Annotated in this window: 28 protein-coding genes; 9 read left to right on the top strand and 19 right to left on the bottom strand. The window is 61.3% G+C overall.

Annotation, left to right across the window (positions count from 1 at the left end; translation table 11 throughout):
* The first annotated feature begins 21 nt into the window (after positions 1-21).
* On the top strand, positions 22-621 hold the full coding sequence (gene recR, locus EIO64_RS10885; protein WP_119310385.1) for a recombination mediator RecR: 600 nt from the start codon (positions 22-24) through the stop codon (positions 619-621).
* Between the two features lie 56 nt (positions 622-677).
* On the opposite strand, the gene EIO64_RS10880 is transcribed toward recR, so the two are convergent.
* From EIO64_RS10880 to EIO64_RS10840, 9 genes are all read right to left on the bottom strand, one after another.
* Complete coding sequence (locus tag EIO64_RS10880; RefSeq protein ID WP_136891339.1) at positions 678-2,033, bottom strand: uracil-xanthine permease family protein; 1,356 nt, start codon at positions 2,031-2,033, stop codon at positions 678-680.
* Positions 2,034-2,216: 183 nt separating this feature from the next.
* A complete protein-coding gene (locus tag EIO64_RS10875; RefSeq protein ID WP_136891338.1) occupies positions 2,217-3,659 on the bottom strand; it encodes a M20 family metallopeptidase in 1,443 nt (480 codons plus the stop codon).
* Between the two features lie 118 nt (positions 3,660-3,777).
* A complete protein-coding gene (locus EIO64_RS10870) occupies positions 3,778-4,536 on the bottom strand; it encodes an amino acid ABC transporter ATP-binding protein (RefSeq protein ID WP_181446436.1) in 759 nt (252 codons plus the stop codon).
* 1 nt (position 4,537) lies between these two features.
* On the bottom strand, positions 4,538-5,314 hold the full coding sequence (locus tag EIO64_RS10865) for an amino acid ABC transporter permease (RefSeq protein WP_021751011.1): 777 nt from the start codon (positions 5,312-5,314) through the stop codon (positions 4,538-4,540).
* A gap of 94 nt (positions 5,315-5,408) precedes the next feature.
* The gene (locus EIO64_RS10860) at positions 5,409-6,332 is read right to left on the bottom strand and encodes a transporter substrate-binding domain-containing protein (RefSeq protein WP_083491015.1); all 924 of its coding nucleotides are present in this window, start codon (positions 6,330-6,332) and stop codon (positions 5,409-5,411) included.
* A 333-nt stretch (positions 6,333-6,665) separates the two neighbouring features.
* Positions 6,666-7,277, bottom strand: coding sequence for a rubrerythrin (rbr, locus tag EIO64_RS10855; RefSeq protein ID WP_136891337.1), 612 nt, complete (start codon positions 7,275-7,277; stop codon positions 6,666-6,668).
* Between the two features lie 119 nt (positions 7,278-7,396).
* Positions 7,397-9,145 carry a Na/Pi cotransporter family protein gene (locus tag EIO64_RS10850; RefSeq protein ID WP_136891336.1) on the bottom strand — a complete coding sequence of 583 codons (1,749 nt, stop codon included), beginning with the start codon at positions 9,143-9,145 and terminating at the stop codon, positions 7,397-7,399.
* A 240-nt stretch (positions 9,146-9,385) separates the two neighbouring features.
* Positions 9,386-10,270: a patatin-like phospholipase family protein gene (locus tag EIO64_RS10845; RefSeq protein ID WP_021751017.1), complete on the bottom strand. Its 885-nt coding sequence runs from the start codon at positions 10,268-10,270 to the stop codon at positions 9,386-9,388.
* A gap of 46 nt (positions 10,271-10,316) precedes the next feature.
* Positions 10,317-11,093 (bottom strand): class I SAM-dependent methyltransferase, encoded by a 777-nt coding sequence (locus tag EIO64_RS10840; protein ID WP_119310380.1) that lies wholly within the window; start codon positions 11,091-11,093, stop codon positions 10,317-10,319.
* Positions 11,094-11,308: 215 nt separating this feature from the next.
* Between EIO64_RS10840 and EIO64_RS10835 the strand changes: the two genes are divergently transcribed.
* The 6 genes from EIO64_RS10835 to EIO64_RS10810 all read left to right on the top strand — a co-directional run bounded on the left by EIO64_RS10835 (position 11,309) and on the right by EIO64_RS10810 (position 15,349).
* A complete protein-coding gene (locus EIO64_RS10835) occupies positions 11,309-12,820 on the top strand; it encodes a DUF1538 domain-containing protein (protein WP_249390652.1) in 1,512 nt (503 codons plus the stop codon).
* Complete coding sequence (locus EIO64_RS10830) at positions 12,817-13,116, top strand: hypothetical protein (RefSeq protein ID WP_136891335.1); 300 nt, start codon at positions 12,817-12,819, stop codon at positions 13,114-13,116. The genes EIO64_RS10835 and EIO64_RS10830 overlap by 4 nt, the downstream gene beginning before the upstream one ends.
* Entirely contained in the window at positions 13,116-13,529 is a 414-nt protein-coding gene (locus EIO64_RS10825; protein WP_136891334.1) for a P-II family nitrogen regulator, read from the top strand. Before EIO64_RS10830 ends, EIO64_RS10825 begins: the two co-directional genes overlap by 1 nt.
* Positions 13,530-13,772: 243 nt before the next feature.
* On the top strand, positions 13,773-13,934 hold the full coding sequence (locus EIO64_RS10820; RefSeq protein WP_156909670.1) for a hypothetical protein: 162 nt from the start codon (positions 13,773-13,775) through the stop codon (positions 13,932-13,934).
* Between the two features lie 198 nt (positions 13,935-14,132).
* The gene (locus tag EIO64_RS10815; RefSeq protein WP_136891333.1) at positions 14,133-14,966 is read left to right on the top strand and encodes a deoxyribonuclease IV; all 834 of its coding nucleotides are present in this window, start codon (positions 14,133-14,135) and stop codon (positions 14,964-14,966) included.
* Positions 14,963-15,349: a GNAT family N-acetyltransferase gene (locus EIO64_RS10810; RefSeq protein ID WP_346730040.1), complete on the top strand. Its 387-nt coding sequence runs from the start codon at positions 14,963-14,965 to the stop codon at positions 15,347-15,349. The genes EIO64_RS10815 and EIO64_RS10810 overlap by 4 nt, the downstream gene beginning before the upstream one ends.
* Before the next feature lie 83 nt (positions 15,350-15,432).
* Here EIO64_RS10810 and EIO64_RS10805 read toward each other — a convergent pair whose 3' ends face one another.
* The 7 genes from EIO64_RS10805 to thiE all read right to left on the bottom strand — a co-directional run bounded on the left by EIO64_RS10805 (position 15,433) and on the right by thiE (position 22,522).
* Complete coding sequence (locus tag EIO64_RS10805; protein WP_119311865.1) at positions 15,433-16,092, bottom strand: CatB-related O-acetyltransferase; 660 nt, start codon at positions 16,090-16,092, stop codon at positions 15,433-15,435.
* Positions 16,093-16,359: 267 nt separating this feature from the next.
* Complete coding sequence (locus EIO64_RS10800) at positions 16,360-17,559, bottom strand: ABC transporter permease (protein ID WP_136891332.1); 1,200 nt, start codon at positions 17,557-17,559, stop codon at positions 16,360-16,362.
* Positions 17,556-18,293, bottom strand: a complete 738-nt coding sequence (locus EIO64_RS10795; RefSeq protein WP_021751028.1) for an ABC transporter ATP-binding protein — start codon at positions 18,291-18,293, stop codon at positions 17,556-17,558. The genes EIO64_RS10800 and EIO64_RS10795 overlap by 4 nt, the downstream gene beginning before the upstream one ends.
* Complete coding sequence (locus tag EIO64_RS10790; RefSeq protein ID WP_025544590.1) at positions 18,293-20,044, bottom strand: RND family efflux transporter; 1,752 nt, start codon at positions 20,042-20,044, stop codon at positions 18,293-18,295. The genes EIO64_RS10795 and EIO64_RS10790 overlap by 1 nt, the downstream gene beginning before the upstream one ends.
* 279 nt (positions 20,045-20,323) lie before the next feature.
* Positions 20,324-21,133 carry a bifunctional hydroxymethylpyrimidine kinase/phosphomethylpyrimidine kinase gene (thiD, locus tag EIO64_RS10785; RefSeq protein WP_025544589.1) on the bottom strand — a complete coding sequence of 270 codons (810 nt, stop codon included), beginning with the start codon at positions 21,131-21,133 and terminating at the stop codon, positions 20,324-20,326.
* 112 nt (positions 21,134-21,245) lie between these two features.
* Positions 21,246-21,884: an HAD family hydrolase gene (locus EIO64_RS10780; RefSeq protein WP_025544588.1), complete on the bottom strand. Its 639-nt coding sequence runs from the start codon at positions 21,882-21,884 to the stop codon at positions 21,246-21,248.
* Positions 21,881-22,522 carry a thiamine phosphate synthase gene (gene thiE, locus EIO64_RS10775; protein WP_025544587.1) on the bottom strand — a complete coding sequence of 214 codons (642 nt, stop codon included), beginning with the start codon at positions 22,520-22,522 and terminating at the stop codon, positions 21,881-21,883. Before thiE ends, EIO64_RS10780 begins: the two co-directional genes overlap by 4 nt.
* A 368-nt stretch (positions 22,523-22,890) precedes the next feature.
* Here thiE and EIO64_RS10770 point away from each other — a divergent pair, with 368 nt between their 5' ends.
* The gene (locus EIO64_RS10770) at positions 22,891-23,562 is read left to right on the top strand and encodes a CPBP family intramembrane glutamic endopeptidase (protein WP_051365607.1); all 672 of its coding nucleotides are present in this window, start codon (positions 22,891-22,893) and stop codon (positions 23,560-23,562) included.
* 174 nt (positions 23,563-23,736) lie between these two features.
* Entirely contained in the window at positions 23,737-24,486 is a 750-nt protein-coding gene (locus tag EIO64_RS10765) for a sulfite exporter TauE/SafE family protein (protein ID WP_119310377.1), read from the top strand.
* Between the two features lie 50 nt (positions 24,487-24,536).
* Here the strand turns inward: EIO64_RS10765 and EIO64_RS10760 are convergent, their stop codons facing one another.
* The 3 genes from EIO64_RS10760 to EIO64_RS10750 are packed head-to-tail and all read right to left on the bottom strand — an operon-like array spanning position 24,537 to position 26,910.
* Positions 24,537-25,160, bottom strand: coding sequence for a TatD family nuclease-associated radical SAM protein (locus EIO64_RS10760; protein ID WP_119310376.1), 624 nt, complete (start codon positions 25,158-25,160; stop codon positions 24,537-24,539).
* 20 nt (positions 25,161-25,180) lie between these two features.
* Positions 25,181-26,137: a putative periplasmic lipoprotein gene (locus EIO64_RS10755; protein ID WP_119310375.1), complete on the bottom strand. Its 957-nt coding sequence runs from the start codon at positions 26,135-26,137 to the stop codon at positions 25,181-25,183.
* Entirely contained in the window at positions 26,134-26,910 is a 777-nt protein-coding gene (locus EIO64_RS10750) for a TatD family hydrolase (protein WP_119310374.1), read from the bottom strand. The genes EIO64_RS10755 and EIO64_RS10750 overlap by 4 nt, the downstream gene beginning before the upstream one ends.
* Between the last annotated feature and the right edge of the window lie 55 nt (positions 26,911-26,965).

The raw sequence follows: 26,965 nt of genomic DNA, 5'->3' as shown, positions 1-26,965 counted from the left end.
CCTTTGAAGGAGCATCAGACCATGGAATATTTCCCCGCACCTCTTGAAAAACTGGTGGAGCAGTTTGCCCGCCTGCCGGGCATCGGCGGCAAGTCTGCCCAGCGGCTGGCCTTTTACGTGCTGGGCCTGCCGGAGGCGGAGGCCAAGGAGTTCGCCGACGCCATCCTGGACGCCAAGAAAAGCGTCACCTGCTGCCCGGTGTGCCAAAACTTCACCGCCGGGGGGCTGTGTCCCATCTGCGCCTCCCCCAAGCGGGATGGCTCCGTTATCTGCGTGGTGGCGGATCCCCGGGACGTGGCCGCCATAGAGCGGGCCAGGGAGTACAACGGCCGGTATCACGTGCTCCACGGCGTCATCTCTCCCATGAACCACGTGGGGCCGGACGACCTGGCCATCAAATCCCTGGTGGAGCGGGTGGCCAGCGGCGAGGTGAAGGAAGTCATCATGGCCACCAATCCGGATACGGAGGGGGAGGCCACAGCCATGTATATCGCCAGGCTCTTAAAGCCCTTTGACGTGCGGGTGACCCGCCTGGCCTACGGCATTCCCGTGGGCGGACATCTGGAGTTCGCCGACGACGCCACGCTGATGCGGGCCCTAGAGGGCCGCCGGGAGATCTGAGCGCCCCGCCCCCTAAATAAAAACGCCGGATGGAAACCCATCCGGCGTTCGTTTTTTCATTTCTCCTTGGGCAAAATCAGGTTCAGCAGCACCGCCATGATAGTTGCGATCACCACGGGAGACTGTCCGAACACCATGGTGAACGCCTCCGGGAACTGGCTGAGGGCCTCGGAGGCCTGGGAAATCCCCACGCCCAGAGCAGCAGAGAGACCCACAATGGTGGTGTTCCGGGCCGTCAGGTCCTGGGAGGCGATGAGCTTCATGCCCGTCATGGCAATGGTGGAAAACACCGTCACTGTGGCGCCCCCCAGCACGCACTGGGGAATGGTGGTCAGCAGCGCCGCAAATTTGGGGGAGATGCCCGCCAGCAGCAGGAATCCCCCGGCAATGGCGAACACCGTCCGGTTCACCACCTTGTTGGTGGTGACGATGCCCACATTTTGGGAGTAGGTAGCCGTGGGCAGGCCGCCCATCAGCGCCGTCAGGATATTGCTGGTGCCATAGGCGATGATACCGCCCTGGAGCTCCTGGTCCGTGGGATCCCGGTCCAGGCCGCCCACGGTGGTGGCGGTGAAGTCGCCGATGGCCTGGATGGAGTTGATGGCAAACAACAGCCCGATGGCCACACAGGAGGCTGGATCGAACTTCAGACCGAAGTGTAGGGGCTCCGGCAGGGCGAACCAGGCAGCATTTCCCACGTCGGCAAAGCTGACCATGCCGAAGCAGAGCGCCACCGCATAGCCGAACAGCATCCCGATCAGGATAGAAGCCAGCTTGCAGATGCCCTTGGCCTTGTGGTTCAGCACCAGCACGACAGTCAGCGTCAGGGCCGCGATCAGCCAGTTCTGCCAGGAGCCATATACCAGCGCCTCCGTCAGCCCCTGTTGCGCCACCACGGATTCATAGGTGTTGCCGGTGCCGCCGGCCATGTAGTTGATGGCGGTAGGGTAGAGGGAGAGGCCAATGGTGAACACCACCGTGCCGGTAATGACCGGCGGGAACAGCCGGCGGATCTTCTTGACGAACACGCCCACCAGCACAGCCACGATGCCGCCCACGATCATGGCGCCGGCAATGGCCGCCACTCCGCCGCCGGAGGCGGCGATGGCCTGCATACTGGGAACATAGGCAAAGCTGACACCCAGGATCACCGGCAGGCCAGAGCCGAACCGCCCGCCGATGGGATACAGCTGGAGGAATGTGCACACGGCGGACATCACCAGGGATGCCTGGATCAGCAGCACCTGCTCCTCCTGGCTGAGGCCGATGGCTCCGGCGATGATGATAGGCGGGGTGACACACCCCACGATCATGGCCACCAGATGCTGCAGGGCCAGGGAGAGCGAGGTGCCGAGGGGCGGAATTCCCCGGGGCTGAAACAGCAGCTCCCGGCGGTCAAAGCGAGACTCCATGGGCAGGACTCCTTTCGGGCGGAAACTCCGCGCGTTCTGTGGTGCGGAAGTCGGGGCTTGAGGCTTCTGCTCTTATGATACCATGGATTTCCCCAAAAGCAAACAAAATTTTTGGTAACCTGAAAAAATAATTGGTTGTTTCGACAAAAGGGCGCCCCGGCTTTGACCGGGGCGCCCTTTTAATCAGTCTGCGATGGTGGGTACCGCGTCCGCGGGGATAGGGCAGGTGTAGCCTGCCGCCGTCCGGCGCTGAAACTCCGTCTTTGCCTCCTCCAGCAGGGCCGGGTCCGTCAGCAGGTCAATGGCGGCCGCCGCCAGGACCTTGCCGGCATGGAGGGCCGCCTTGTGGCCGATGTCTGTCCGGCCGCAGGAGACATTCTGCCAGCTATGGCCGGGGCAGCCGTTGGGCCAGGCGGCCACGTGGATCTGTGCAGTAGGGCACTGCCAGCTGACGTCGCCCACATCCGTGGAGCCGGGCTGGAAGGCGTCCCCTTGGTACAGGGGCAGCAGAAAGCGGTTCATGGCGTGGCCAGCCTGGGCCCGCCTGGCCTGGGCATCCGCTGCGTAGTCCAGATCATACTGGCTGCCCACGCCCGGCGCCCGGTCACTGCCGGAATAGGTCCCGGCCAGGCTGTCGGCAAAGGCCAGCTCCTCCGGCGTGTAACTGGGGACCCCCAGGGCCTCAAAATTTCGGTAGAGGACCCGCTCCAGGGCGTGGTTCGTGACGGTGTCCGCCAGGCCGTCGATGAATTTCTTCTCCACCGTAGTCTCAGTCATCAGAGCTGCGCCCTGGGCGATCTTGTCCACCCGGGCCTGCAGCTCCACGGCCTCCGCCACATGATTGGACCGGACCATGTACAGCACGCTGGCCCTGGGCTGGACCACGTTGGGACTCCGGCCGCCGGCATCGGTGATGGCGTAGTGGACCCGAGCCTTGTCACTCATGTGCTCCCGCAGGAACTGGACGCCCACGTTCATCAGCTCCACCGCGTCCAGGGCGCTGCGGCCACGGTCCGGGTCTCCGGCGGCATGGGCCGCCACGCCGGTGAAGTGGTACTGGGTTTGGATGCAGGAGTTGGAGGAGCCGGTAAGCACCTCGTTGGCGTCGTCCGGGTGCCAGGTGAGGGCCGCATCCAGACCGTACCATAGCCCATCCCGGGCCATAAATGCCTTGGCGGCGCCGCCCTCCTCGCCGGGGCAGCCATACAGTACCACGGTGCCGGGGATCTTGGCGGCCTCGAGATACGCCTTCACTCCCAGAGCGGCGGCCATGGCCCCGGCGCCCAGCAGGTTATGCCCGCACCCGTGGCCGCAGCCGCCGGAGACCAGCTCCTCCCGCGTCAGGCTGCCGCCCTTCTGGGAAAGGCCGGAGAGCGCGTCATATTCCGCCAGCAGGCCGATGATGGGCCGCCCGCTGCCGTAGAAGGCGGAGAAGGCGGTGGGGATGTTGCAGATGCCCCGCTCCACCTTGAAGCCCTCCTGCTCCAGCACTCGGCAGTACAGGTCGGCAGACTGCTCCTCCTGGAGAGACAACTCCGCAAAGGACCAGATCTCATCTGCCACCTGGGCTACCAGATCTGCTTTTTTTTCGATGGCGGCGACGGCCGCCTGCTTTTCTGCTGTCATGGGGATGCTCCTTTCTGCGCCGGATGCCCCGGCCCGTTAAAAAGGGCGCGCACAGATGTGCGCGCCCCGCAGTTGCCCGGTCCCGCCGCCCAGCGGGCGGCACTGGGCTCAGGCTGCCTTACAGTACCTTGCTGAGAAAGTCCTGGAGCCGGGGGTGCTGGGGATTTCCGAAAATGTCGGCGGGGGAGCCCTCCTCCAGCAGCTTGCCGTCTGCCATGAAGAGGACCCGGCTGCCCACCTCCCGGGCAAAGCCCATCTCGTGGGTGACCACCACCATAGTCATGCCCTCCTGGGCCAGCTCCTTCATGACCTCCAGCACCTCGCCCACCATCTCCGGGTCCAGGGCGGAGGTGGGCTCGTCAAAGAGCATAACCTCCGGCTCCATCATCAATGCCCGGACAATGGCAATCCGCTGCTTCTGGCCGCCGGAGAGCTGGATGGGATAGGCGCGGGCACGGTCCTGCAGGCCTACTCGGTCCAACAGGGCCAGGGCCTTTTTCTCCGCCTCGCCCCGGTCCATGTGCTTCACCTGGATGGGGGCTAGAGTCATGTTGTCCATGATGGTCATGTGAGGGAACAGGTTGAAGTGCTGGAACACCATGCCCATCTTCTGGCGGTGCTGGTCGATGTCCACCTTTACCGTTTTGCCCTCCGCATTTTTTATCTTCTTTTTTGTGATATCCACCCCATTGAAGATGATGGAGCCGCCGGTGGGCTCCTCCAGCAGGTTCAGGCTGCGGAGGAACGTGGACTTGCCGGACCCAGAGGGGCCGATGACCACCATCACGTCGCCCCGGTCAATGTCCACCGTGACGCCGTCCAGGGCCTTGATGGCGCCCCGGTTGTAGTATTTCTTCAGGTCCTTGACTTGGATCAGCTTATCTCCGGTCGCCACGGCTCATTCTCCTTTCGAAGTAAGCGATGATCTTGCTGGTGGGGAACGTCAGGCAGAAGTAGACACAGGCGGCCACCACAAGCGGTTCCGCAATGCGGTAGGTCGCACCTTTGATGGAGGAAACCGCGTACATGATCTCCTGAACGCCGATGGTATAGCAGATAGAAGACTCCTTGATAATGGTGACGAACTCGTTGGCGATGGCAGGCAGGATATTCTTGATAGCCTGCGGCAGAATCACGAATCGCATGTTCTGCACCTGGCTGAGTCCCAGGGACCGTGCCGCCTCCGTCTGACCGCCGTCGATGGACTGGATACCGGAGCGGATGATCTCGGAAAGATAGGCCCCGGAGTTCAGGGACAGGGCAATCACGCCCGGGAGGAACCGTTCAAAGCGAATGGTTCCAAAGATCTTGAAAGAGGGCAGATCAATATCTCCGAACACCACATAATAGATCATGAAAAGCTGAACTAGCATAGGGGTGGCACGGAAGACTTCCACGTAAACCGTGGCGATGAAGCTGAGGGGGTTAAATCTGCTGAGGACCATCAGCACGCCCTGTTCCCGGAGATGGCCGTCCTTGGTCAGACCCAGAAAGCGAAACGGCCGCACATTGGACAGCCGCATGATGGCCAGGAGCAGTGCCAGGACAAAACCGAAAATCACGGTCAGCAGGGAGAGGGAGACGGTACAAATCAGGCCCTCTTTGAAAAGGTCTATGTACTCCCAAGTTCTTTCGAAACCGGCGGCTGTAAACACGGGCGGTTCCTCCTTCTATCTTTACCAAAATATATGAGAAAGCGGCCAATTCCTCCCTGCGCAGCCGCAGGGAGGAATTGAAAGTTTTACAAGCTTACTGAACGGCCTCGCCGTTTTCGTCCACCAGGCCCTCGATGATGTCGCCAGAAGCCAGCTCGTTGGCCGTAAGCACATACTGATCGAAGGAGCCATCCTCCTTGGCGGCGGCGATGGCACGGTTCACACCCTCCAGCAGGGCGGCGTTGCCCTTGGTGACGCCCACCACAGAGCCTTCGGCGTCATAGGGGACCTCCAGCACCAGACACAGCTCGGGATACTGGGTGGCATAGCTCTCGGCCACCATGGTCTCGATAAAGGCGCCGTCCAGCTTGCCGGTCACCAGCTCGGCGATGATATCGGGCACCTTAGCGAGCTCGATGATATCAGCGTCCGGGGTGTTCTCATGCGCCAGATCCGCCTGGATAGAACCCACCTGAGCGCCGATCTGATAGTCGGCATTGTTGGCATCCTCCAAAGAGGTGAACAGGTCTTTGTTGGACTCCACGCACACGAAAGACTGGCCGCCGGTGATGTAAATGTCAGAGAAGTCCATGCTGTCGGCACGCTTGGGATCGGGGGAGTACCCGGCCATGCCCAAGTCCACATTGCCGTTCTGCAGCTCCATGATGGTGCCGTCAAAGTCCATGGGAACGATCTCCAGGGACAGGCCCAGGTAGTCGGCGATATACTGGGCCAGGTCCATATCAAAGCCAGCCAGCTGGGGATCGCCGTTCTCATCAATGGCGTAGAACTCATAGGGGGCGAAGTCCGGGCTGGTGGCGACGGTGAGCTTCCCGCCCTCCACAGTGGTGATGGCGGCCTTCAGCTCGTCGTCAGTCATGGAGGCGTAATCCGCAGTCTCCTCCGTGCCGGAGCCCTCGCCGTCGGCGGTGTCATCCGCAGTGTCGTCGCTGCCGCCGCAGGCCGTGACGGACAGCGCCATGGCCAGCGTCAGAATCAATGCAAGAAACTTCTTCATGGTATCGCAATCTCCCTTTTTCATGCTCCCGCGGTCGCGGGGCGGTTTTCTCTGAATTTCCAAGGGAGGAAGCACCTCCCGCCGGAACATGCCTTACCTTATCACGTTCCCTCCCTCTTGTCAATAGATTTTCGTGCAAAAATGAATATTTATTTGCCCCTGTTGGTGGAGTGCTCTATTTTATCCGGTTCAATCCCGGAAAAACAGCCGAAAATTTGTGAATATTTCCAGCATCGATGTATATTGCAGATGAATAAAAGAGTGAATATTCAGATCCGACTGCAAGAGGGCGGGGAGGCCGCTTTTCCGGCCTCCCCGCCTTGGGAGCCTGATTCACTTTTTCAGCACCGCGTCCCCGAAGGGTGCCATCTCCAGCCGCACGAAAAAGCCCTGGTCGTGCTGGCACACAGGGCAGACCTTGGGGGCTGCCGCCCCCTCAAAGATATAACCGCAGTTCAGGCACATCCAGGCGCACTGGACATCGGAGACAAACAGCTTTCCCTGTTCCAGCAGATCCGCCAGCCTGCCGAAGCGGTTGCCATGGGCCTGCTCGATCTCTGCGATCTTGTGGAAGGAAGCCGCCACAGCGGAAAAGCCCTCCTGCTGGGCCACGTCGCCGAAGGTCTTGTATACCGGGTCGTGCTCCTCATACTCGTTGTGCTGCGCCTTGCGGAGCAGCTCCTTCACATCGTTCGTCAGGTCCACGGGATAGGTGCCGTCGATGGCCACGGTCTGGCCCGCCAGCTCTTTCATGTGGTTGTAAAAAATCTCCGCGTGCTCCTTCTCCTGGTCCGCAGTGAAGCGGAACACCGCCTCCACCACATGCAGCTTCTGCTGGCGGCAGACGGAGGCGGCAAAGGTGTAGCGGTTCCGGGCCTGGCTTTCGCCCGCAAAGGCCCGCATGAGGTTTTTCAGGGTCTCGCTGTTCTTCAGATCCACAGACATACGGATTCCTCCTGTTTTCGGTGAGATAGGGGTATTTTCCCTCCGACAGGGGACGGCTATACCTGAATGATAAAAAACAGGCCCTGCGTCTGGTAGACACAGAGCCTGTCCGCTTTCCGTCATGCCTCGGGGAGATGGTATTTCTTCCGGTCGCGCCGCAGGTCCTCGCCGAAGGCGCCGCCGGCCTTCACCTCCTGCAGATAGGCGTGGCGGCCGGGGCCGCCGGAGCACTCCTCAATGACGCTGACGGCGATGTTGGAGCAGTGATCGGACGCCCGCTCGATGTTGGTCAGCAGGTCGCTGAGCACAAAGCCCAGCTGGATGGTGCACTGGCCCGCCTGGAGCCGCTGGATATGGCGGCTTCGGATCTCCTCAATCAGCTGGTCGATGGTCTCCTCCAGGGGTTCCACCCGGCGGGCGGTCTCCATGTCCGCTGCCTGGAAGCTGCGGATGGTCAGGTCCAGGATGTCATCCAGCGCGGAGAGCAGCACCTGCAGCTCTTCCCGGGCGCTGTCAGAGAACCGGAGCTCCTTGTCGTGGAGCTCCTGGGCGGACTCCTGGATGTTCACGGCATGGTCGCCGATCCGCTCGAAGTCCCCGATGGCGTGGAGCAAGCGGGAAACCGTGCGCATATCCTGCATGGACAGCCCGTGCTGGGAGATCTCCACCAGGTAGCTGCTGAGCCGGTCCTCGTAAATGTCCAGCTTGTCCTCGTTCTGCAGGATCTGGGTCTCCCGCTCCCGGCTGTACTGGGAGAGCTGGTCCGTCGCCAGGCAGATGTTCTCCCGGGCGGCTTGTCCCATGCGGCCTGCCATGGCGACGCTTTCGCTGACTGCCGCGCCGGGGGTCCGCAGCAGCAGGGGATCCAGGAAGGCGAAGCTCTCGCGGGTGTCCTCGGTCCGCACCAGTCTCCGCGCCAGCTTTTCCAGCTGGCGGGAGAAGGGCAGGAGTAGGATCGTGGTGAACACGTTAAAGGCGGTGTGGCAGAAGGCGATGCCCACGGCCCCCACGGCCTGATTCAGGAAGGTGAAGTGGAGGATCATGTCGCCGCCGTAGAAGAGGATCAGGCACACGGCGGTGCCGATGACGTTGAAGGAGATGTGGACCACCGCCACTCGCTTGGCGTTGCGGTTGACGCCGATGGAGCTGATGAGGGCGGTGACGCAGGTGCCGATGTTCTGCCCCATAATGATGGGGATGGCCATGCCGTAGGTGATGGAGCCGGTCATGGCCAGGGCCTGCAGAATGGCGACAGAGGCAGCGGATGACTGGATAATCCCGGTGAACACCGCGCCCACCAACACACCCAGCAGGGGATTTTCAAAGGCGGTGAGCAGCCCGGCAAACTGGGGCATCTCCGCCAGAGGGCTGACGGCGCCGCTCATCAGCTCCATGCCGTACATCAAAATGGCAAAGCCCATCATGATGCGCCCCACGTCCCGGCGCCGCTGGCGCTTGGAGCCCATGATCAGCAGGATACCCGCCAGAGCGATCAGGGGAGAGAAGTTCTCCGGCTTCAGCAGGTTCACAAAGACGTTCTCACTCTCGATGCCGGTGAGAGACAGAATCCACGCCGTCAGGGTGGTGCCGATGTTGGAGCCCATGATGATGCCGATGGTCTGTCTCAACTCCATGACGCCGGAGTTCACCAGGCCCACCAGCATCACCGTCATGGCGGAGGAGGACTGGATGGCGATGGTGATGCCCGCCCCCAGCAGCAAGCTCTTGAAGGGGCTGGAGGTCATGCGCTTGAGCATCCGCTCCAGCTTGCCGCCGGCCATCTTTTCCAGGCTCTTGGACATGACGGTCATGCCGTACAAGAAGAACGCCAGGCCGCCGCAGAGGGTAAAGACGGAGAAAATGTCCATAACTGCGCTTTCCTTTCCCAGTATTCCAGACCGTCTGGCACGGCCGGTCCGATTCTGTCATGTATACTGCGCTCCAACATTATATATGCAAAGCGGCACGCTGGAAAGAGGATTTCTAAGATTTTGTAAAATTTGCGTAAAAATATGGTAAAACGCAAAAAGCAGTACGGATTTCTTGTGCAAAACCACTTCCGCCAAGAGGAAACCGCCGCCCACTGAAAGATGGGCGGCGGTCTGCTGCTATTCCGGTGTCCCAGCGGAAGGTGTCTCCCGCGTCCAGAAGTCCCGCACCGCCTCCGCAGCCCGGCGGCCGGCGAAGAAGCCGTCCTGCCACAGGGCCAGGATCTTCTGCCGGTCCCGCTCCGTGCGGGAGAAGCCCCGGGTGTTCGCCGGCGCGATCACCAACACCCGGCCCTCCTGCTCCAGAGCAAACAGCTCCTCCCGGCATTGGTTATAGCGCTCCGCCCGGGTCCGCAGTCCTTCCAGAAAGACGGGGTATTTGCGGTACACCCGCCGGAACAGGGGCATCAGCTGCTCCGGCTCCTTCCGATAGCTCCGCTCCCGGGTCAGGACAACCACCACCCGGTCGCAGCCCACCGCCAGCGCCCGCTTCCAGGGAATGGCGTCGGAGCAGCCCCCGTCCAGATAGGGGGCGCCGTCATCCAGCCGGATGGGCTGGAACAGCACGGGCATGGCGCATGTGGCCTGGAGCAGGAGGAAGCTGGCGTCCCGCCGGGGGACCTCCCGGTACTCGGCCCGGCCGGTCTGCAGGTTGGTGACCACCGCCTCCACCTGACCGGGATACGCCTCGAAGGTGTCGTAATCAAAGGGCACCAGCTCGTTGGGGATGGTGTCGTAGGCGAACTTCAGCCCGAAGTAGCTGCGATTCCGGGGATCAAAGAAATTCCCCCAGCCCATGTACCGCCGGTCATTGGCGTAGTGCATCAGCAGCTGGAGATTCCGCCGCTTCTGCCGGGAGAGGTAGCTGACGCCGTAGGCAATCCCGGCCGAGACGCCGATGGTGTAGTCCGGCATGGGCAGTTTCTCGTTCAAAAAAGCGTCGCACACGCCGGAGGAGAAGATCGTCCGCAGCGCGCCGCCCTCCAGCACCAGACCTGTTTTCATGGAGCAGTCCTTCCTTTCTGTGTATTCATGATCTTCCAGCAGTTTTTCATCCGGGGCCGTCGCGCCGCCCCGGTTTTCCGTGCGGCCACGCCGTCCGCTTCCGGGCGGAGACCAGCAGCATCATGGGGCGGCGGAGCTCGTCCCGCATTCCCGGCTGGCCCAGCATCCGCGCCGGCGGCTGAGGCTCCACCACCCGCAGCAGCTGGAATCCGCCGGTAAGCAGGCCGTCCAGATAGGTGGTGAGGGTGCGGTGGTACTTGGTCACATCCTCCCCCAGAAAGCGGGCGGTGCGCCGTCCCTCCTCGAAATACCGGTCCACAGGGAAGTGGAGGGGGGTGCCGTCCGGGCCGTAGTACCACTCCTGGGGACCGGCAGCAGTGAAAATGGGGTGCTCCACAGAGAAGACAAAGTCGCCGCCGGGTGACAGGCACTGCCGCACCCGCTCCAAAAAGTCTGTAAAGGAAGGCAGATAGTGGATGGCCAGGGAACTGAGGACCACGTCAAAGCTCTCCGGCGGGAATGGGGTCTCCGCCATATCCCCCCGGATATAGGTCACCTGCGGAGCCGTGGTCTTTTCCCGGGCCACGGCCAGCATTTTCTCCGACAGGTCCACGCCGGTGACAGCCGCCGCGCCGTGTTCCGCCGCATAGATGCAGTGCCAGCCGTAGCCGCAGCCCAGATCCAGCACCCGCTTCCCGGCGAAGTCCGGCAGCAGGGGCTCCAAGGACTCCCACTCCCCGGCGCCCGCCAGTCCCAGGCGGGAGCGGTCCATCTGGCTGTATTTTTCAAAAAACCGCTCTCTGTCGTAAGGACTCTTCTTCATCCTGCGCACTCCTGTGAAGGTGATATGGTACAGCATAGCACAGTTCGGGAAAAAAGGGAATCACCGCTCCGCTTATAAAGATTTTGTAAATTTCTGCTTTTTCGTCACTGTGGGCGGCCTATTTATGTTATTATAATCATATCTATATAAATTGTATGAATTTTGGAGAGGTGATGAGATTGCCGTGGAAGAGACGAGAGCAATGGCAGGAACGATTGGGGCGGAATAAAACCATCCTCTGGGAAAAGCTCCGGGAAGCCTTGGCCTCCGTGGTCCCCATTACGGTGATCGTGCTGATCCTCAGCTTTACTGTTGCGCCCATCCCCACCGAGACGCTGCTGGCCTTTCTGATCGGCGCGGTGATGGTGATTCTGGGCATCGGCCTGTTTTCCCTGGGCGCTGACACCGCCATGACCCCCATCGGAGAACGGGTGGGCGCCGCCATGACCCGCTCCAGAAAGCTCTGGGTTGTGGCGGCTGTCGGCTTTCTGATCGGCGTCATCGTCACCGTGTCGGAGCCGGATCTCCAGGTGCTGGCCCAGCAGGTGCCCGGTGTGCCCAACGCCACGCTGGTGGGCGCTGTGGCCGTGGGCGTGGGCGTTTTTCTGGTGATCGCCATGCTGCGCATCCTGTTCCGCATTCCCCTGAACCGGATGCTGATCGTGTTCTACATCCTCGTGTTTGCGCTGGCCCTCTTTGTACCGGAGGACTTCCTGGCCATCGCCTTCGACTCCGGCGGCGTCACCACGGGTCCCATGACCGTGCCCTTTATCATGGCCCTGGGCGTGGGCGTGGCCTCCATCCGCAGCGACGAGAATGCCGCCCAGGACAGCTTCGGCTTGGTGGCTCTCTGTTCTGTCGGCCCCATCCTGGCGGTGATGGTGCTGGCCCTGATCTACCCGGGCGCGGGCGTCTACACCCCGGTGGAAATCCCCTCCGTGACAGACAGCCGGGCTCTGTGGCACCTGTTTCAGGTGGAACTTCCGGCGTATCTCAGCGAAGTGGCGGTGTGTCTGGCCCCCATCGCACTGTTCTTCGCCGTTTTTCAGGCGGTTTCCCTGAAATTAAAGAAGAAAAAAGTATTGAAAATTGTCATCGGCATCCTGTATACTTATGTGGGTTTGGTCCTGTTTCTTACGGGCGCCAACGTGGGCTTCATGCCGGCGGCCAGCTACCTCAGCCGCCAGATCGCCGGCCTGTCCTTCAACTGGATCCTGATTCCCATCGGAATGCTGATGGGCTGGTTCATCGTCCAGGCGGAGCCTGCGGTCCATGTTCTGAACAAGCAGGTGGAGGAGATCACCTCCGGCGCCATTCCCGGCAAGGCCATGAGCACCAGCCTCTCCATCGGCGTGGCGGTTTCCATCGGTCTGGCCATGATGCGGGTGATGACCGGGATTTCCATTTTCTGGCTGGTGGTGCCGGGGTATCTGGCCGCCATTGTCATGTCCTTTTTCGTCCCCAAGATCTTTACTGCCATTGCCTTTGACTCCGGCGGCGTGGCCTCCGGGCCTATGACGGCCACCTTCCTGCTGCCCTTTGCTCAGGGCGCCTGCGAGGCCTTGGGCGGCAATGTGGTGACGGACGCCTTCGGCGTGGTGGCTATGGTGGCTATGACGCCGCTGCTGACCATCCAGATGCTGGGCCTTTTGTATCAGCTCAAGATGAAGAGAGCCGCTCAGGAGACGCCTCCCGCCCCGGTGGACGAGGAGATCATCGAGCTGTGAGCAGTCCGTCCGACATCGTAAAGAGAGGAGAGACCGCCATGCAGGGCGTCGATTTGTTCATCACCATCACTGACCGCAGCCGGGCAGAGCAGTTCGCCGCCTGGTTCCGGACCCACGGGATCTCGCTGGTGCTGACAGCTCTGGGTCAGGGCACCGCCACCACGGAGGTGCTGGACTTTCTGGGCCTGGAGGCCACGGAGAAGGCCGTGCTGTTCTGCGTGTCCCCCCGGTCCCCCGGCTGGTGCGCCAGGCGGCCCGTGACCTGTGGCTGGATGTGCCCGGCCAGGGCGTTTTGATGACTGTGCCGGTGAACAGCATCGGCGGATCCACCGCCAAGGAATATCTGCTGCATGAACAGGAGGGAGAAACTGCTATGGAACGGGAGATTGCCCACGATCTGATCGTGGTCATTGCCAACCAGGGGTCCACCGACCTGGTGATGGACGCCGCCCGGGAGGCAGGCGCCACCGGCGGCACGGTGATCCACGCCAAGGGCACCGGCACAGACCTGGTGCGGAAGTTTTTCGGCGTGTCCATCGCGTCGGAGCAGGAGATGGTCTTCATCCTGGCCCGGAGCGAGGCGAAGAAGCCCATTATGAAGGCCATCATGGCCAAGGCGGGCATCCAGAGCGCCGCTCAGTCCCTGGTGTTCTCCCTGCCGGTGGGTGACATCGCCGGCCTGCGGGAGCTGGAGCAGCCCGAAACCTGACTTGAATTCCGGAGCGGTCCGCGCCTGACGCGGACCGCTTTTTTTTGCCATTTCCATTTTTTCCGGCAAAAGGCCCTGGATTTTTTTCGTTTTTTCGGAAATTCCTGCTATTTTGTGTTGGTTTTTGAATTTTTTGCAAAACCTTGGGTATCTCGACAGATTCAGACAGAATTTCGCCCGGCCTTTGTGTATGATAAGGGCAGTCCCCAGATCTTGTGGCGGTTTAGAAAGGATGAATACCAAATGCAGAAGGTCTCCAAGGAATATCTGTTGCTCTTCAACGCCATCACCGATGCGGAGGAATCCCTGCGCCGGCTCCAGGCCCGGCTGATCGATGCGCAGCAGAAGGCGGAGGAACTTTTCATCACAGACGATGAAGCCGATCCGCTCTCCCGAAACATATAAGGCCCCCGCCGGACGGGGCCGCCGCTTTACCAGCGTCCGGCAGTGTCTCAGCGGGGTCACCGGTTTCGGCCGGCAGACCCCGCTTTTTGTTGCTTTTGCCCGTGCATAGGCAGTGTCCATGTGGTATGATAAAATATAATCTCCTTCCGCCTTCCGGCGGATGCAGAGCAGTACAGACCGAGAGAAGGAGGCGCGGCCATGCTGTATATCGGCTGCCATCTGTCCTCCTCCAAGGGCTTTGCGGCCATGGGCCGCCAGGCGCTGGAGCTGGGGGCCAACACCTTTCAATTTTTCACCCGCAATCCCAGGGGCAGCCGGGCCAAGGACCTGGACCCGGCGGACGCTGCAGCCCTGCGGGACCTGCTGGCCCGGCACGGCTTTGGCCCCATTGTCGCCCACGCTCCCTATACTTTGAACCTCTGCGGCGCGGAGGAGAAGAACCGGATATTCGCCCGGGAGACCATGGCGGACGACCTGGCTAGGCTGGAGCATGTGCCAGGACAGTATTACAACTTCCATCCCGGCAGCCATGTGGGGCAGGGAAGCGAGACCGGCATCGCTCTCATTGCCGACGGACTCAACGCCATCCTGCGGCCCGATCAGGCCACCACCGTTCTGCTGGAGACCATGGCAGGCAAGGGCAGCGAAGTAGGCGGCCGTTTTGAGGAGCTGCGGGCCATTCTGGACCGGGTGGAGCTCTCCGGCAAGGTGGGCGTCTGCCTGGACACCTGCCACGTGTCCGACGGAGGATACGACATCGTCCACGACCTGGACGGCGTGCTGACAGAATTTGACAGCATCATCGGCCTCTGGCGGCTGAAGGCGATTCATTTGAACGACAGCAAGAATCCCCCCGGCAGCCGCAAGGACCGCCACGCCTGTCTGGGGGAGGGGACCATCGGTCTGGAGGCGCTGGGGCGGATCGTCCGCCACCCGGCGCTGAAGGATCTTCCCTTCTGTCTGGAGACCCCCAACGACCTGCCCGGCTATGCCCGGGAGATCGCCCTGATGCGGGAGATGGCGGAGGCGTGACGGGATTGGAGGATGCTGCCATGGAGTATCGTGTGGACGACCGGAGCCTTTCCGGAGAGACCTTCCTCGACTTTGTCCAGCAGGTCTGGCCGGGAGCGTACAATCTGGAGCAGACCCGCGCCGCGCTGTCAAAAACGATGAACTTCACTGCCTGGGACGGCGGCCAGCTGGCGGGCTGCCTGCGAGTCCTCACAGACGGCTGCTTTTTCGGCACCATCACGGAGCTGCTGGTGTTGCCGGCATATCAGCGGCAGGGCATCGGAAGCCGGCTGCTGCGGCTGGCTGCGGCCCATACCCCCACGCTGCTGTATTTCGGCGCCCAGCCGGGGCGGAAGCGTTTTATGAGAAAAACGGCTGCCAGCGGAGCCTGCCGTCTTATCTGATCGAGCCCAAGAAAGACGGCGCTTCATAAAAAAGCAGAAGTCCCGGCCCTAAAAAGGGCCGGGACTTTTTTGCATACAGCCACTCACTCCGCCATTCCCAGGCGACGGCGCAGGTCCGTCCGCACCGCGTCCAGATCCGGGTCGCACAGCAGCGGCACGGCCTCCGCCAACTCCGCCGGGGGCAGGTCCCACCACCGCCATGCCAGGAGCAACTGGACCAGATCCTCTGGGAACCGCTGCTTCAGCACGCGGACCGGATTGCCGCCCGCCACGGTATAGGCGGGCACATCCTTCGCCACTACGGAGCGGGCCGCAATGATGGCGCCGTCGCCGATGTGGACCCCCGGCAGGATCACGCTCTCCCGGCCGATCCACACGTCGTTGCCCACCATGATGTCCCCCTTTCGGGGCAACTGGCCCAGGTGAGGCGGCGCTTGGTCAGCCCATGCCCCGCCGAACACCTGGAAGGGGTAGGTGCTGACGCTGCTGGTCCGGTGGTTGGCCGGGCCCATGATGAACTGGGTCCCGGCGGCGATGGAGCAGAACTTGCCGATAATGAGCCGGTCCCCGAACTCCGGATAGTTGAACAGGACGTTGTTCTGTTCAAACCCCGCAGGGTCCACCGGATCGTCGTAGTAGGTGTAATCCCCGATCTGGATGTTCGGGGCCGTCACCACATTTTTGATATAGCAGGATGTGCCGTATTCGTTTGGAAAAACCGCGTCGGGGTCCGGAAGCCCCATGCCGCGGATGGTCTGATTCATGATGTCTCCTCCTGTTTCCTTTTTACTGCATCAACCACTTCCTCTCCCGGCGGACTTCCACAGCCACCGCACGCTTCTTTCTGATCTCCCTCATGGCAGTCTCCTCTTTTCGCAGAACCTCTCTCCGGCCGGAAGACCGGTTGTTTCGCGGCCATTGTACCACGGCCGGGCCCGACTGACAAGAAAAACGGCGGCGGGTCCCCGGATGGGGACCCGCCGCCGGGAAGGGCGGATGCGGATGGCGTCTCAATCATACCGCAGCGCATCGATGGGGTTCAGCACCGCGGCCTTTTTGGCGGGGAGGTATCCGAAGGCGATGCCGATGCCCGCGGAGACACCGAAGGCCACCAGGATCGCCGCAATGCTGGGGCTGACGGTGATGGGGGTGTCCGGCATGACATTGGCGATGACCACCGTGGCCGCCGCGGATAGGCCGAAGCCCAGGGCGATCCCCAGTACGCCGCCCAGAGAGGAGGTGGTAGCCGCCTCGATGACGAACTGGCGCATGATGGCGCCCTCCCGGGCCCCAAGCGCCTTGCGGATGCCGATCTCTCTGGTCCGCTCCGTAACCGACACCAGCATGATGTTCATGATGCCGATGCCGCCCACCACCAGAGAGATGGCAGCGATGCCCGCCAGAATGTAGATCACCATGTTCACCATGGAGTTCATCTCCTCCACCATCTCCGCCATGCTGCCCACGGTATAGGCATCGTCGTCCTCAAAAATCTCATAGAGGGCGTTCTCCAGGGTGGTTTTGGCCTGGGAGATCTGGTCCGTGTCCTGGACAGTGATGGTGTAACTGGAGATGGTGCCGGTGAAGCTGAGGCGGGCGGCGGTGGAGTAGGGGAGGAACACGCAGTCGTCCGTGCCGCCCTCTTCCAGCTCTGTGCCCTCCATTCCCATAACACCTACGATGGTAAACGAGTTGCCATTGATCCGCAGCGTCTGACCCACGGCATTCCCGCCGTAATAGACCTGATTCAGATACTGCCCGACGATGCAGACCTTTTTCCGGCCGGTCATGTCCGTGTACTGGAGCCCCCGGCCCTGGGCGACCTCATACCCCTTCATGGAGAAGTAATCCTCGCTGACGCCGGTGACGGAGGTGGCGGAAAGAGTGCTGCTGCCGATCTTCACCGAGCCGCTCATGGTGACCGTGGGGGAGATCTGCTTGAACACATCGCTGTTGTCCGCCACCAGCTGGTACATCTCGCCCTCCGACACGCTGCGGGAGGAGCCGCGGCCCATCACCATCACTGTCAGAGAGTCGGTGCCCATGTCGGCAAAGCTGTCCTCAATATAGCCCTGCATCCCGTTGCCCAGGCCCACGATGACGATGACCGCGCACACGCCGATGATGATGCCCAGCATAGTGAGGAAGGTCCGCATCTTGCTGCTGAGAATATTCTGCACCGCCATCTGGAAGGTCTCGATCAAGCTCATCCCGCCATCCCCCTTCCGGCAAGGTTGGGCGTCACTACCGCCTCAGGCGCACCGGCATCGCCGTCGTAGATCACGTGGCCGTCCTCCAGCCGGATGATCCGCTGGGCCTGGACAGCGATGGAGTTGTCGTGGGTGATGAGCACCACCGTGTTGCCCGCGGCATGGAGCTGCTGCAGCATGGTCAGCACCTCCCGCCCGGTGTGGGAGTCCAGGGCGCCGGTGGGCTCGTCGGCCAGGATCACCGCCGGGTCCCCTGCCAGAGCCCGGGCAATGGACGCCCGCTGCTGCTGGCCGCCGGAGAGCTGGCTGGGCTTATTGCGCAGCTTGTCGCCAAGACCCACCATCTCCAGCGCGATCCGGGATCGCTCGTGCCGCTCCGGCTTGGGGATGCCGGCGTACATCAGCGGCACCTCCACGTTCTCCTGGAGCGTCAGCTTGGGCAGCAGGTTGTACTGCTGGAAGATGAAGCCCAGCATCTTGTTCCGGATGGCGGCCAGCTGGTCCTTATCCATCTGACCCACATCCCTGCCGTCCAGCAGGTACGTGCCGGAGGTGGGCACGTCCAGGCAGCCGATGATGTTCATACAGGTGGACTTGCCGGAGCCGGACTGGCCCACGATGGCCACGAACTCCCCCTTCCGGATCTGGAAGGAGATGTGGTCCGCCGCCTTCACAGTGGTGTCGCCCATCTGGTAATACTTGCAGACCTCCCGAAATTCGATCAAAGTGCCCATCAGAAGCCTCCCGGCCCGCCGCTGGGCATTCCGCCGCCGGAGGGCATCCCGCTGGGCATGTCGCCCATCGGTATGGAGGACATGGCCCCGCTCGGCATGACGAACGTCATATCGCCGGAGCTGGCGGAGCCAGCCGCCTGGAGATAGGCCACTGTGTCCCCCTCCTGGAGGCCGGAGAGGACCTCAATGTAGCTGTTGTCGCTGACGCCGGTTTCCACCGGCACGTAGACGTAGCCCTCCGGGGCCTCCTGGTCCAGGGCATTCACAGCACTGGGAGAATTCGCGGTGACCAGCACCATGTCCCCGCGGCTCACGGCGGCGCTTGGGATGGCCAGCACGTCATCCGCCGAGGAGATCACGATCTCCGCGTCCACATTCATCCCAGGCAGCAGGCCGTCGGTCTCGTCGATGCGGACGGTGACGGGGTACGTGGTGATGCCGCCGGAGGTGGTGCCCGCCACGGACACCTCCGTCACCACGCCGGTGTAGGTCTTCCCCTCCACGGCATCGGCGGTGATCCGGACCTCCTGGCCCACCTCCACAGAGCTGATGTCCAACTCGTCGATGGACATGGTCATCTCCAGATAACTCAGGTCATAGATGACGCAGAGGGTGCTGCCGGAGCCGCCCTCAATGTTGTCCCCCGCCTTGGCGTTCTTGGTGACCACGGTGCCGGAGATGGGCGCAGTGACGGAGTAGTCCTCCAGATTGTCCCGGGCATTTTCCAGGCTGGTGGAGGCGTTGCTGACACTGATGCGGGCGCTTTCAATCTGGTTGTCCACGCTGTCACCGGTGATGGTGCAGATCCGGTCGCCGCTGGAGATGGTATCGCCCACCAGCCAGTTGAAACCTGCAACTTTGCCGGACGCCTCTGCCGTGATGACGCTGCTGGCCCCCACCTTGATGGACGCCTGGCCGTAGCTGGAGTAGCTGCCGATGACGGCGCTGGCGGTGTAGTCGGATGTCACAAGGCCCGGGTTGGCGAGCCGTACCCGGACGGTAGTCAGGGGTACGCCGGTGGAGACCGCCGCGGAGGAACTGGACACCGCGGCAACCGTTCCGGTGAGGGTCCCGGCAAAGCCGTCGATAAAGACCGTGGCGGTCTGGCCGATGTAGAAGTCGCCGCTGTCCGCGTAGGTGAAGTAGAAGTCGATGTAGATGTTCTCATCCGCCACGATCTTCAGAAGCTGTGTGCCTGCGCTGACGCTGTCCCCCTCGTTCACATACACCTCGCTGACGGTGCCGCTCAGGTCCGCCTGGGGATACTTGGCCTTCACCGCCTGCTCATAGGAGGTCTGGGCCTGGGAGTAGCTGTTCTGCGCCTGGGTCTGGCTGCTGGCCGCGTTGGAGGAATCAATAGTATAGAGCAGCTGGCCCTCCTCCACCTGGTCGCCCTTTTCAAAGGTATCGCTGAGGATCTCGCCGGAGACCAGCGTATTGACGGTGTAGGAGTCCGCTGGCTCCAGCGTGCCGCTGGAGGAGAGGGAATTAGTGATAGAGCGGCGCTCCACCGCCGCCTCCTGATACGTCGTCGCAGCGGAGGCCGTCTGTCCGCGGCCCCTCCAGATCACCACGCCGCCTGCAATGGCCACCACCAGAAGCAGCGCCAGCGCCTTTCGTTTCCGCCCCTTCCACAGCTTTTTCCAGCTGCTGCGGAGACGGCCCCCTTTGGGAGAGGAATCTGCTACGACGGGCTCCCGCTCCCCCACGGAGATTCCTTCCGTCTCCCGCTCCAGTCCTTTTTCGCTCATACCGTGCCAATCCTTTCCGTACCTCCCCCTCCGGGAAGGGTTCTGGTCCAAAGGTATCATGGAAAGCTAAAATCAACCTGAAAAAATACTTTAAAAAATTTTGTTTTTATTATTTTTGCAGTATATTTAGCTCGTTTTAAACCTTAAAAATACCTGAAATCATTTTGTTCAGTCTGGTGATTCCAAATAGATCCCGCCATCGGAACCGCCGTTTTTCTGCGCAAAAACAACAGGAGGACAGCGGATAAAACCGCTGTCCCCCTGTTGTCTGCAAACTGGTCAATCTGCCTTTTCCGTACAGTAGATGCTCTTCAGGTCGAACATGTGATTCATGGGGCCGGAACCGCGTCCCAAGTCCAGCATGGCCCCCAGAGCGCCGGAGATGTAAGCCTTGGCCCGCTCCACCGCCGTGTCCAGGTCAAAGCCCTTCGCCAGATTGGAGGCGATGGCGCTAGACAGGGTGCAGCCGGTGCCGTGGGTGTTGGGGTTGTTGATCCGCTTTCCGTGGAACCACTTGCCGCTGCCGCAGCGCCACAGCAGGTCATCGGCGTCGTTGATCTGGTGGCCGCCCTTGCACAGCACGGCGCAGCCGTACTGCTCGCTGATGGCCCGGGCCGCCGCCTCCATGTCTGCGGCGCTGCGGATCGTCATGCCGGAGAGGATCTCCGCCTCAGGGATGTTGGGGGTCAGTACCGTGGCCAGGGGCAGCAGGAGCTCCTTCAGGGCGGAGACCGCGTCCTCCGTGATGAGCCGGTCCCCGGAGGTGGCCACCATCACCGGGTCCACCACCAGATTTTTGGCCCCATACTCCTTCAGCTTGGCCGCGATCACCCGGATCAGCGGAATGCTGGAGACCATGCCGGTCTTCACCGCGTCGGGGAAGATATCTGTGAACACGCAGTCCAGCTCCTCCGCCAGAAAGTCCGGCGTACACTCCACGATGCTCTTGACGCCGGTAGTGTTCTGGGCCACCAGAGCCGTCACCGCACAGGTGGCGAACACGCCGTTGGCGGTCATGGTCTTGATATCTGCCTGGATACCGGCGCCTCCGCTGGGATCGGTCCCAGCGATCGTCAATGCTGTCTTCATATCGATGCTTCCTTTCCTGATGCTTCTTTGCATTGAAGTTTTATCAAGCGGCGGAAGGTGGTGCCCCCGATCCGCCGCTGGAAGCGGCCCGCTGGCCGCGGTTCCCCGTCCCTTACGGGACCCAGTCGCCCAGGTCCCGCACGTACCAATCCGCCAGGGCTTTCAGCGCGGCCTGATCCTCTTCGGCAGAGGCGTCCCAGACGCCGCAGACCCGGAAGCCTGCCTCGTGGGCGGTCCTGGCAGCGTGAAGGGCATCCTCAAACACCACCGTCTCCGCCGGAGCGGTCCCCAGACGGCGGGCGGCCTCCAGATAGATGTCCGGCCGGGTCTTGCCGCCGTACTGGACACAGCTGACGGCGAAGCGGAAGTGCGGCCACAGTCCCAGCCGTTCCATGGCGGAGCGGGCCTGGAACGCCTCGCTGGCGGTGGCGATGCAGCAGGAGATGCCGGAATCCGCCAGCCGGGCCAGCAGCCGGTCCGCCCCGGGCTTCAAGGGCACCCGGGACCGGTACTCCTCCGTCACCAGATCGTTGAGGGTGTCCATCAGCTCCTCCGGCGTGGTGGAGAGGGAGAAGCGGCTTCGCAGGTACTCCGCCGCCTCCCGGCGGCCCATCTCCTTCAGGTCCCGGGCCAGATCCTCCGGCGGGTCACCGCCGTACCGGCGCATCAGATCCACCGGGGCCTTCTGCCAGATGTACATGGAGTCCGTCAGGGTCCCGTCCAGGTCAAAGATGGCGCCCCGGATGTTCATCGGGCGATCTCCTCCGAGAGCCGCAGCAGCTCCTCCGCCGCCGCCTTCACGTCGGCTTGGGCGAACAGGGCGGAGACCACCGCCACGCCGTCCAGGCCGCAGTTCTTCAACTCCAGAATATTGTCATGGCTGATGCCGCCGATGGCCACCACCGGGATGTCCACCGCCGCCGTGATGGCCCGGATGGTCTCCCGGGAGATGGGCTTGGCGTCCGTCTTGGTGCCGGTGACGAAAGCCGCGCCCACGCCCAGGTAGTCCGCCCCCGCCGCCTGGGCGGCCAGGGCCTCTTCCACGGAGTGGGCGGAAACGCCGATCAGCTTGTCCGGCCCCAGCAGCTCCCTAGTCCGGCCCGCCTCCAGATCCTCCTGGCCCACATGAACGCCGTCCGCCCCGGTCTGGGCGGCGATCTCCACATTGTCGTTGATGATGCTGACAGCGCCCTTTTCCCGGCACAGGGCCACGAACCGCTCCGCCTCCGCCAGGAAATCCGCCTGTCCCATGTGCTTTTCCCGCAGCTGGACGATGCCCGCCCCGCCGTCGACGGCTGCCGCCACCTGACGGAGCAGGCCCTCCGCGTCATGAGTCCAGGCCCGGTCCGTCACGGCATACAGCCGCAGCCGCTTGGGGTCGATCTTCATATCACTCCATCCTCTCTGTCAAAAAAACCGCGGACATACCAAGAACGGTCGTCCGCGGCTGTGCGCCTCATGATTTCCCTACGTTGGCATGATCCACATCAGGTAAAGGGTCAAGACCTGGCTGGCCTCCTCTCAGCCCGCGCCAGCGGGCTCCCCATTTTCTCGCCTCTTATCATACGCCTTTTTCCCGGGAAATGCAAGCAAAACCGCCTGCTGGGCTCCGGCTCTAGATAGTGGAATGATAGCGCACAACCCCGGCGAATTCACCTGCTGCCTTGCGCAAAACTTTTTTCTATTCTATAATGGTAAAAATGAGACATAGGCAATATAAAAGCAGCAGATTTATATTTGGGAGGCAGATAATACTGATGGCTATGAATAAAGAAAAAGCGTCGGGTATTATTGTTCTTGTTATAATATGTTGTGTTTTTATGGCACTCATTGAAACAATCATTGAACCGGCATATATTGTCAAATCCGCGCTTAAAGTCGCGGTATTTTTATTATTGCCATTGGTATATGCAAAAATAACCCATACAAAATTACTGGATGAATTCTTTAAAATCGACAAGAGGGGCATGATGAAATTATTTGTGCTGGGCTCTTTTATCTATGCGGTGATTCTGGGTGCGTATACTTTGACAAAAAACTTCTTCGACTATGCGTCGTTGGTTCAGTCGCTTTCAGCGGATCAAAAAGTCAACAGCGGCAGCTTTATTGGGGTGGCTCTCTATATTTCCTTTTGCAATTCCTTTCTGGAGGAATTTTTCTTTCGTTTCGTTGCATTTATCAGATTATCCAAATACACAGCCCGAAAAATAGCATATATATTCAGTTCAGGCATGTTTGCAGTTTATCATATTGCAATGATTGGAATGTCATTTCCGCCGTTGATGTTGCTTTTGGCTTTAATAGGATTGGCGATTGGCGGGCTGCTTTTTGACTATGTAGATAGCAAAAATGAAAATATCTATCATTCATGGGTTATCCATATGTTTGCGGATTTTGCAATCATGACGATATGGTATCTTTATATTTAAATCTGCACTTATTGGAATTCCCCGGCAAATCGTTTATCGATTTGCCGGGGATGCCTCTACCGACACAAACCTGGAACAGGGAGTCCATTTTTTCCGCCGGAGGCAGAATGCCGTTTCCTTTCCGCTGAAAATGTGGTATATAATGAGGGGTGAAAATCTGGGAGGGAACATACAATGACGCTTTCAACCGCACTGTTTATCTTTGCCGCGCAGCTGCTGGCCTATCTGGTCAAAGGGCTGATCGGCTTCGGCAACCCCCTGATCTCCGCGCCGATTTTGTCCATGGGCCTGGACAATGTGGTCATCACCCCGGGTACGCTGCTGCTGGACTGCCCGGTGAACGCCTGGATCACCTGGAAAAACCGGCACAGCTTCCAGTGGCGGAAGATCCTGCCGTTGCTGGCGGCCAACTTCTGCGGCGTGATCCCCGGCACGCTGCTGCTGCGCTTTTCCATGCCCTGGGTCATCAAAACCGTGCTGGGCGTCGTCGTGGTGCTTTTAGGGCTGGAGATGGCCACCCGCTCCCTGCGGCCGGTGAAGCCGGACCGGAAGGACCGGCCCTGGCTGCGGCTGGCGGTGTCCGCGTTCTCCGGCGTGTGCGCGGGCCTCTTCGGCATCAACATGTTCATCGTGGCCTACCTCCAGCGAACAGCCAGAGATTACAGCGAGTTCAAGGGGAGCATGTGCTTTCTCTTCTTTGGGGAGAATGCGGTGCGGGTAGTGACTTATCTAGTCACCGACCTGTTCACCGGCCCGGTGCTGCTGTTCGCCCTGGCGTCTGTTCCCGCGGCGGTGCTGGCCATGGGCCTGGCGGCGTGGCTGGGGCCCCGGCTGGAAGAGGAAAAGCTCCAAAAGGGCGCCATCGTCCTCTTCCTCCTGGGCGGCGTCAGCATCATCGTGAAGTCCGTGGTATTCCATACATAAGCTCAGGAAAAAGAGACGCCCCTGCGGGCGTCTCTTCATATCTGCATTTGTCAGTCCGCAATGTACTCCCGCACCCGGTAGGTGGCGCCGATCTCCTCCTCGCAGATCTTCCGGCAGTTCTCGATCTCCTCTTTCGGGATGGTGTCCACCACGGTCATCATCACGGTGGGCACATACTTGAGGACCTCTCTCGTGAAGTCCTTCATGGCCTGGTAGGCGTTTTCCTGCTGGGGGTGGCACAGGGCGTTGTACTTCTCCGCCGTGTCGGTGTTCAGGGAGACAGACACCATATCGAACCGGCCCGCGAACTCCGGGGCGATGTCCCGGCCGTTGATGAGGGAACCGGTGCCGTTGGTGTCCATCCGGGTGAAGATCTTGGTGCCGTGGGCCTTCATCTGGTCGATGACCCAGCAGATGTCATCGAACCGGTAGGTAGGCTCACCGAAGCCCACGAACACCAGCTGCTTGTATTGGGAGAGGTCGTGGCTCTCGATGGAGGAAAGGATCTCCTCCTTCGTGGGCTCCCGCTTTAGCCACAGGTTATGGGTGTAGATGCTGCCGCCGGAACCCTGGTTGTGCCGCAGGCAGAACGCGCAGTTGAAGTTGCACCGGTTGGTGGGGTTCACATACAGGTTGTCCCCGTATTCATAGGTGATGGTAAAGCCCTTTTCCATAAATATCGCTCCTTGCGTAATCAGGATAAGCTGTTCAGATGAAAGTCCGACAGCGTGAAGATGCCGTTTTCATAGGAGATGGCAGCGGTAATCTCCGCCGCATACCAGTCATAGGGGATTTCCCTCCCCTCCAACATCGCAGAACCCGTAAAGAAAAGATCGCTGCCGTTCCCATCCGTACCGGATTGCACGGAAAAATTGGCCCATCTTCCGGTAGAGGTGTCCTCGATCATGGCCGGATTGAGGTCCGGAAACTGTGTCTGGATCTCGTCTGTGAGGTCCACCAGATCCGCGCCCAAGACGGTGTAGGTCCGGTCCCCGTCCGACACCACCGACAGCAGGCCGGAGAGGTCCTCCTGCCACAGTGACTCCGGAAAGCAGTAGTCCGTCAAGGTGCCGTCCCCGTCTTTTTTGACCACGTGAAGCTCCTCAATAGAAGTCCCGGTGCCGCTGTCCACATGATTGATGACAACGACCTCCTCCTGCCCGTCGGAGTCCACATCCCAGCACCAAAGCTGCGGCTCCACAATCAACGGGCCGCCGAAGGACCAGGAAAACTCCGCCAGACTGTCACCCCAGCGCAGCAGGGCTGAGCTGTCAAGCCACTTTGTCACGCCGTAGAGGGAGAGCTCCCGCTCCGGCAGTTCTGCCAAAAGGCCCACCGGGTCATGGTTCCAGCGGCTTTCACCGATCCAGTCCTTCAGCCCGATCACCTCCGTGGGCAAATCATAGGGTTCCTCCGGCGCCTGCCCCGCCGTTACCACGGCGGGGGCGGAGAGGGGTTCCGCCGGGGCGGTTGCCGGCGGGGATTCGGCAGGCGCGGTTGAAATAGGCTCCGGCGGGGATTCAGCAGCCGCTTCATTGGTTTCCGCCAGAGCGGAATCCGGCCAGGAGTCCGTTGGCGTCACTGTCTCTGACGGCGCGCCGCAGCCCGCCAGCAACAGGCAGGCCAGGACCATCAGAAACGCTTTTTTCATACCTTCCCCTCCAGCCCAAACAGCCGCAGGCCATTGTTCCAGGTGTGCGCCGCCATCTCCTCCGGGGAGATGCCCTTCCACTCCGCCAGTTTTTCCACAATGTAGGGGAGATTCCGGCTGTCGTTCCGCCTGCCCCGGTTGGGCACCGGGCTCATGTAGGGCGCGTCCGTCTCCACCACGATCCGGTCCAGGGGCGTGACGGCCACGACCTCCGGCGCCCGGCGAGCGTTTTTGTAGGTCACCGGACCGTCAAAGCCCAGATACCAGCCCCGCTTCAGCAGCTCCTCCGCCATTTCGGGACTGCCGGAGAAGCAGTGGAATACGCCCCGCACCCCGGGGAACTCCTTTACGATCTCCAGGCTGTCTCCGTGGGCCTCCCGGTCGTGGACGATCACCGGCAGCTCCAGCTCCAGCGCCAGCTCCAGCTGGCGGCGGAACACCATCTGCTGGAATTCCTTTGGCGGATTCTCCGCCCAGTAGTAGTCCAAGCCGATCTCTCCGATGGCGACCACTTTTTTCTCCCGGCACAGGTCCCGGATGGCGGAAAAATCCGCGGCCGTGCAGCCGGCGCAGTCCTCCGGATGGATGCCTGCGGCGGCGAACAGCCAGGGGCGGCTCTCCGCCAGGGCCAGGGCGGAGCGGGAGCTCTCCACGTCCACCCCGGGGATCACCACAGCCCCCACTCCGGCGTCCGGCAGGGCGTCCAGCAGCCCCTTCCGGTTCTGGTCAAAGGCGTCGTCGTTGTAGTGGGCGTGGGTGTCGAACAGCGGCATGGCAGTCACCTCTTCAGCGGAATTCTGATCCTACGGACGATTATAACACGCCCTG

It is taken from the genome of Dysosmobacter welbionis (genome assembly GCF_005121165.3).
Taxonomy (GTDB): domain Bacteria; phylum Bacillota; class Clostridia; order Oscillospirales; family Oscillospiraceae; genus Oscillibacter; species Oscillibacter welbionis.
Note: the sequence above shows the minus strand (reverse complement) of the source record. Positions and strands in the feature narration are given on the sequence as shown.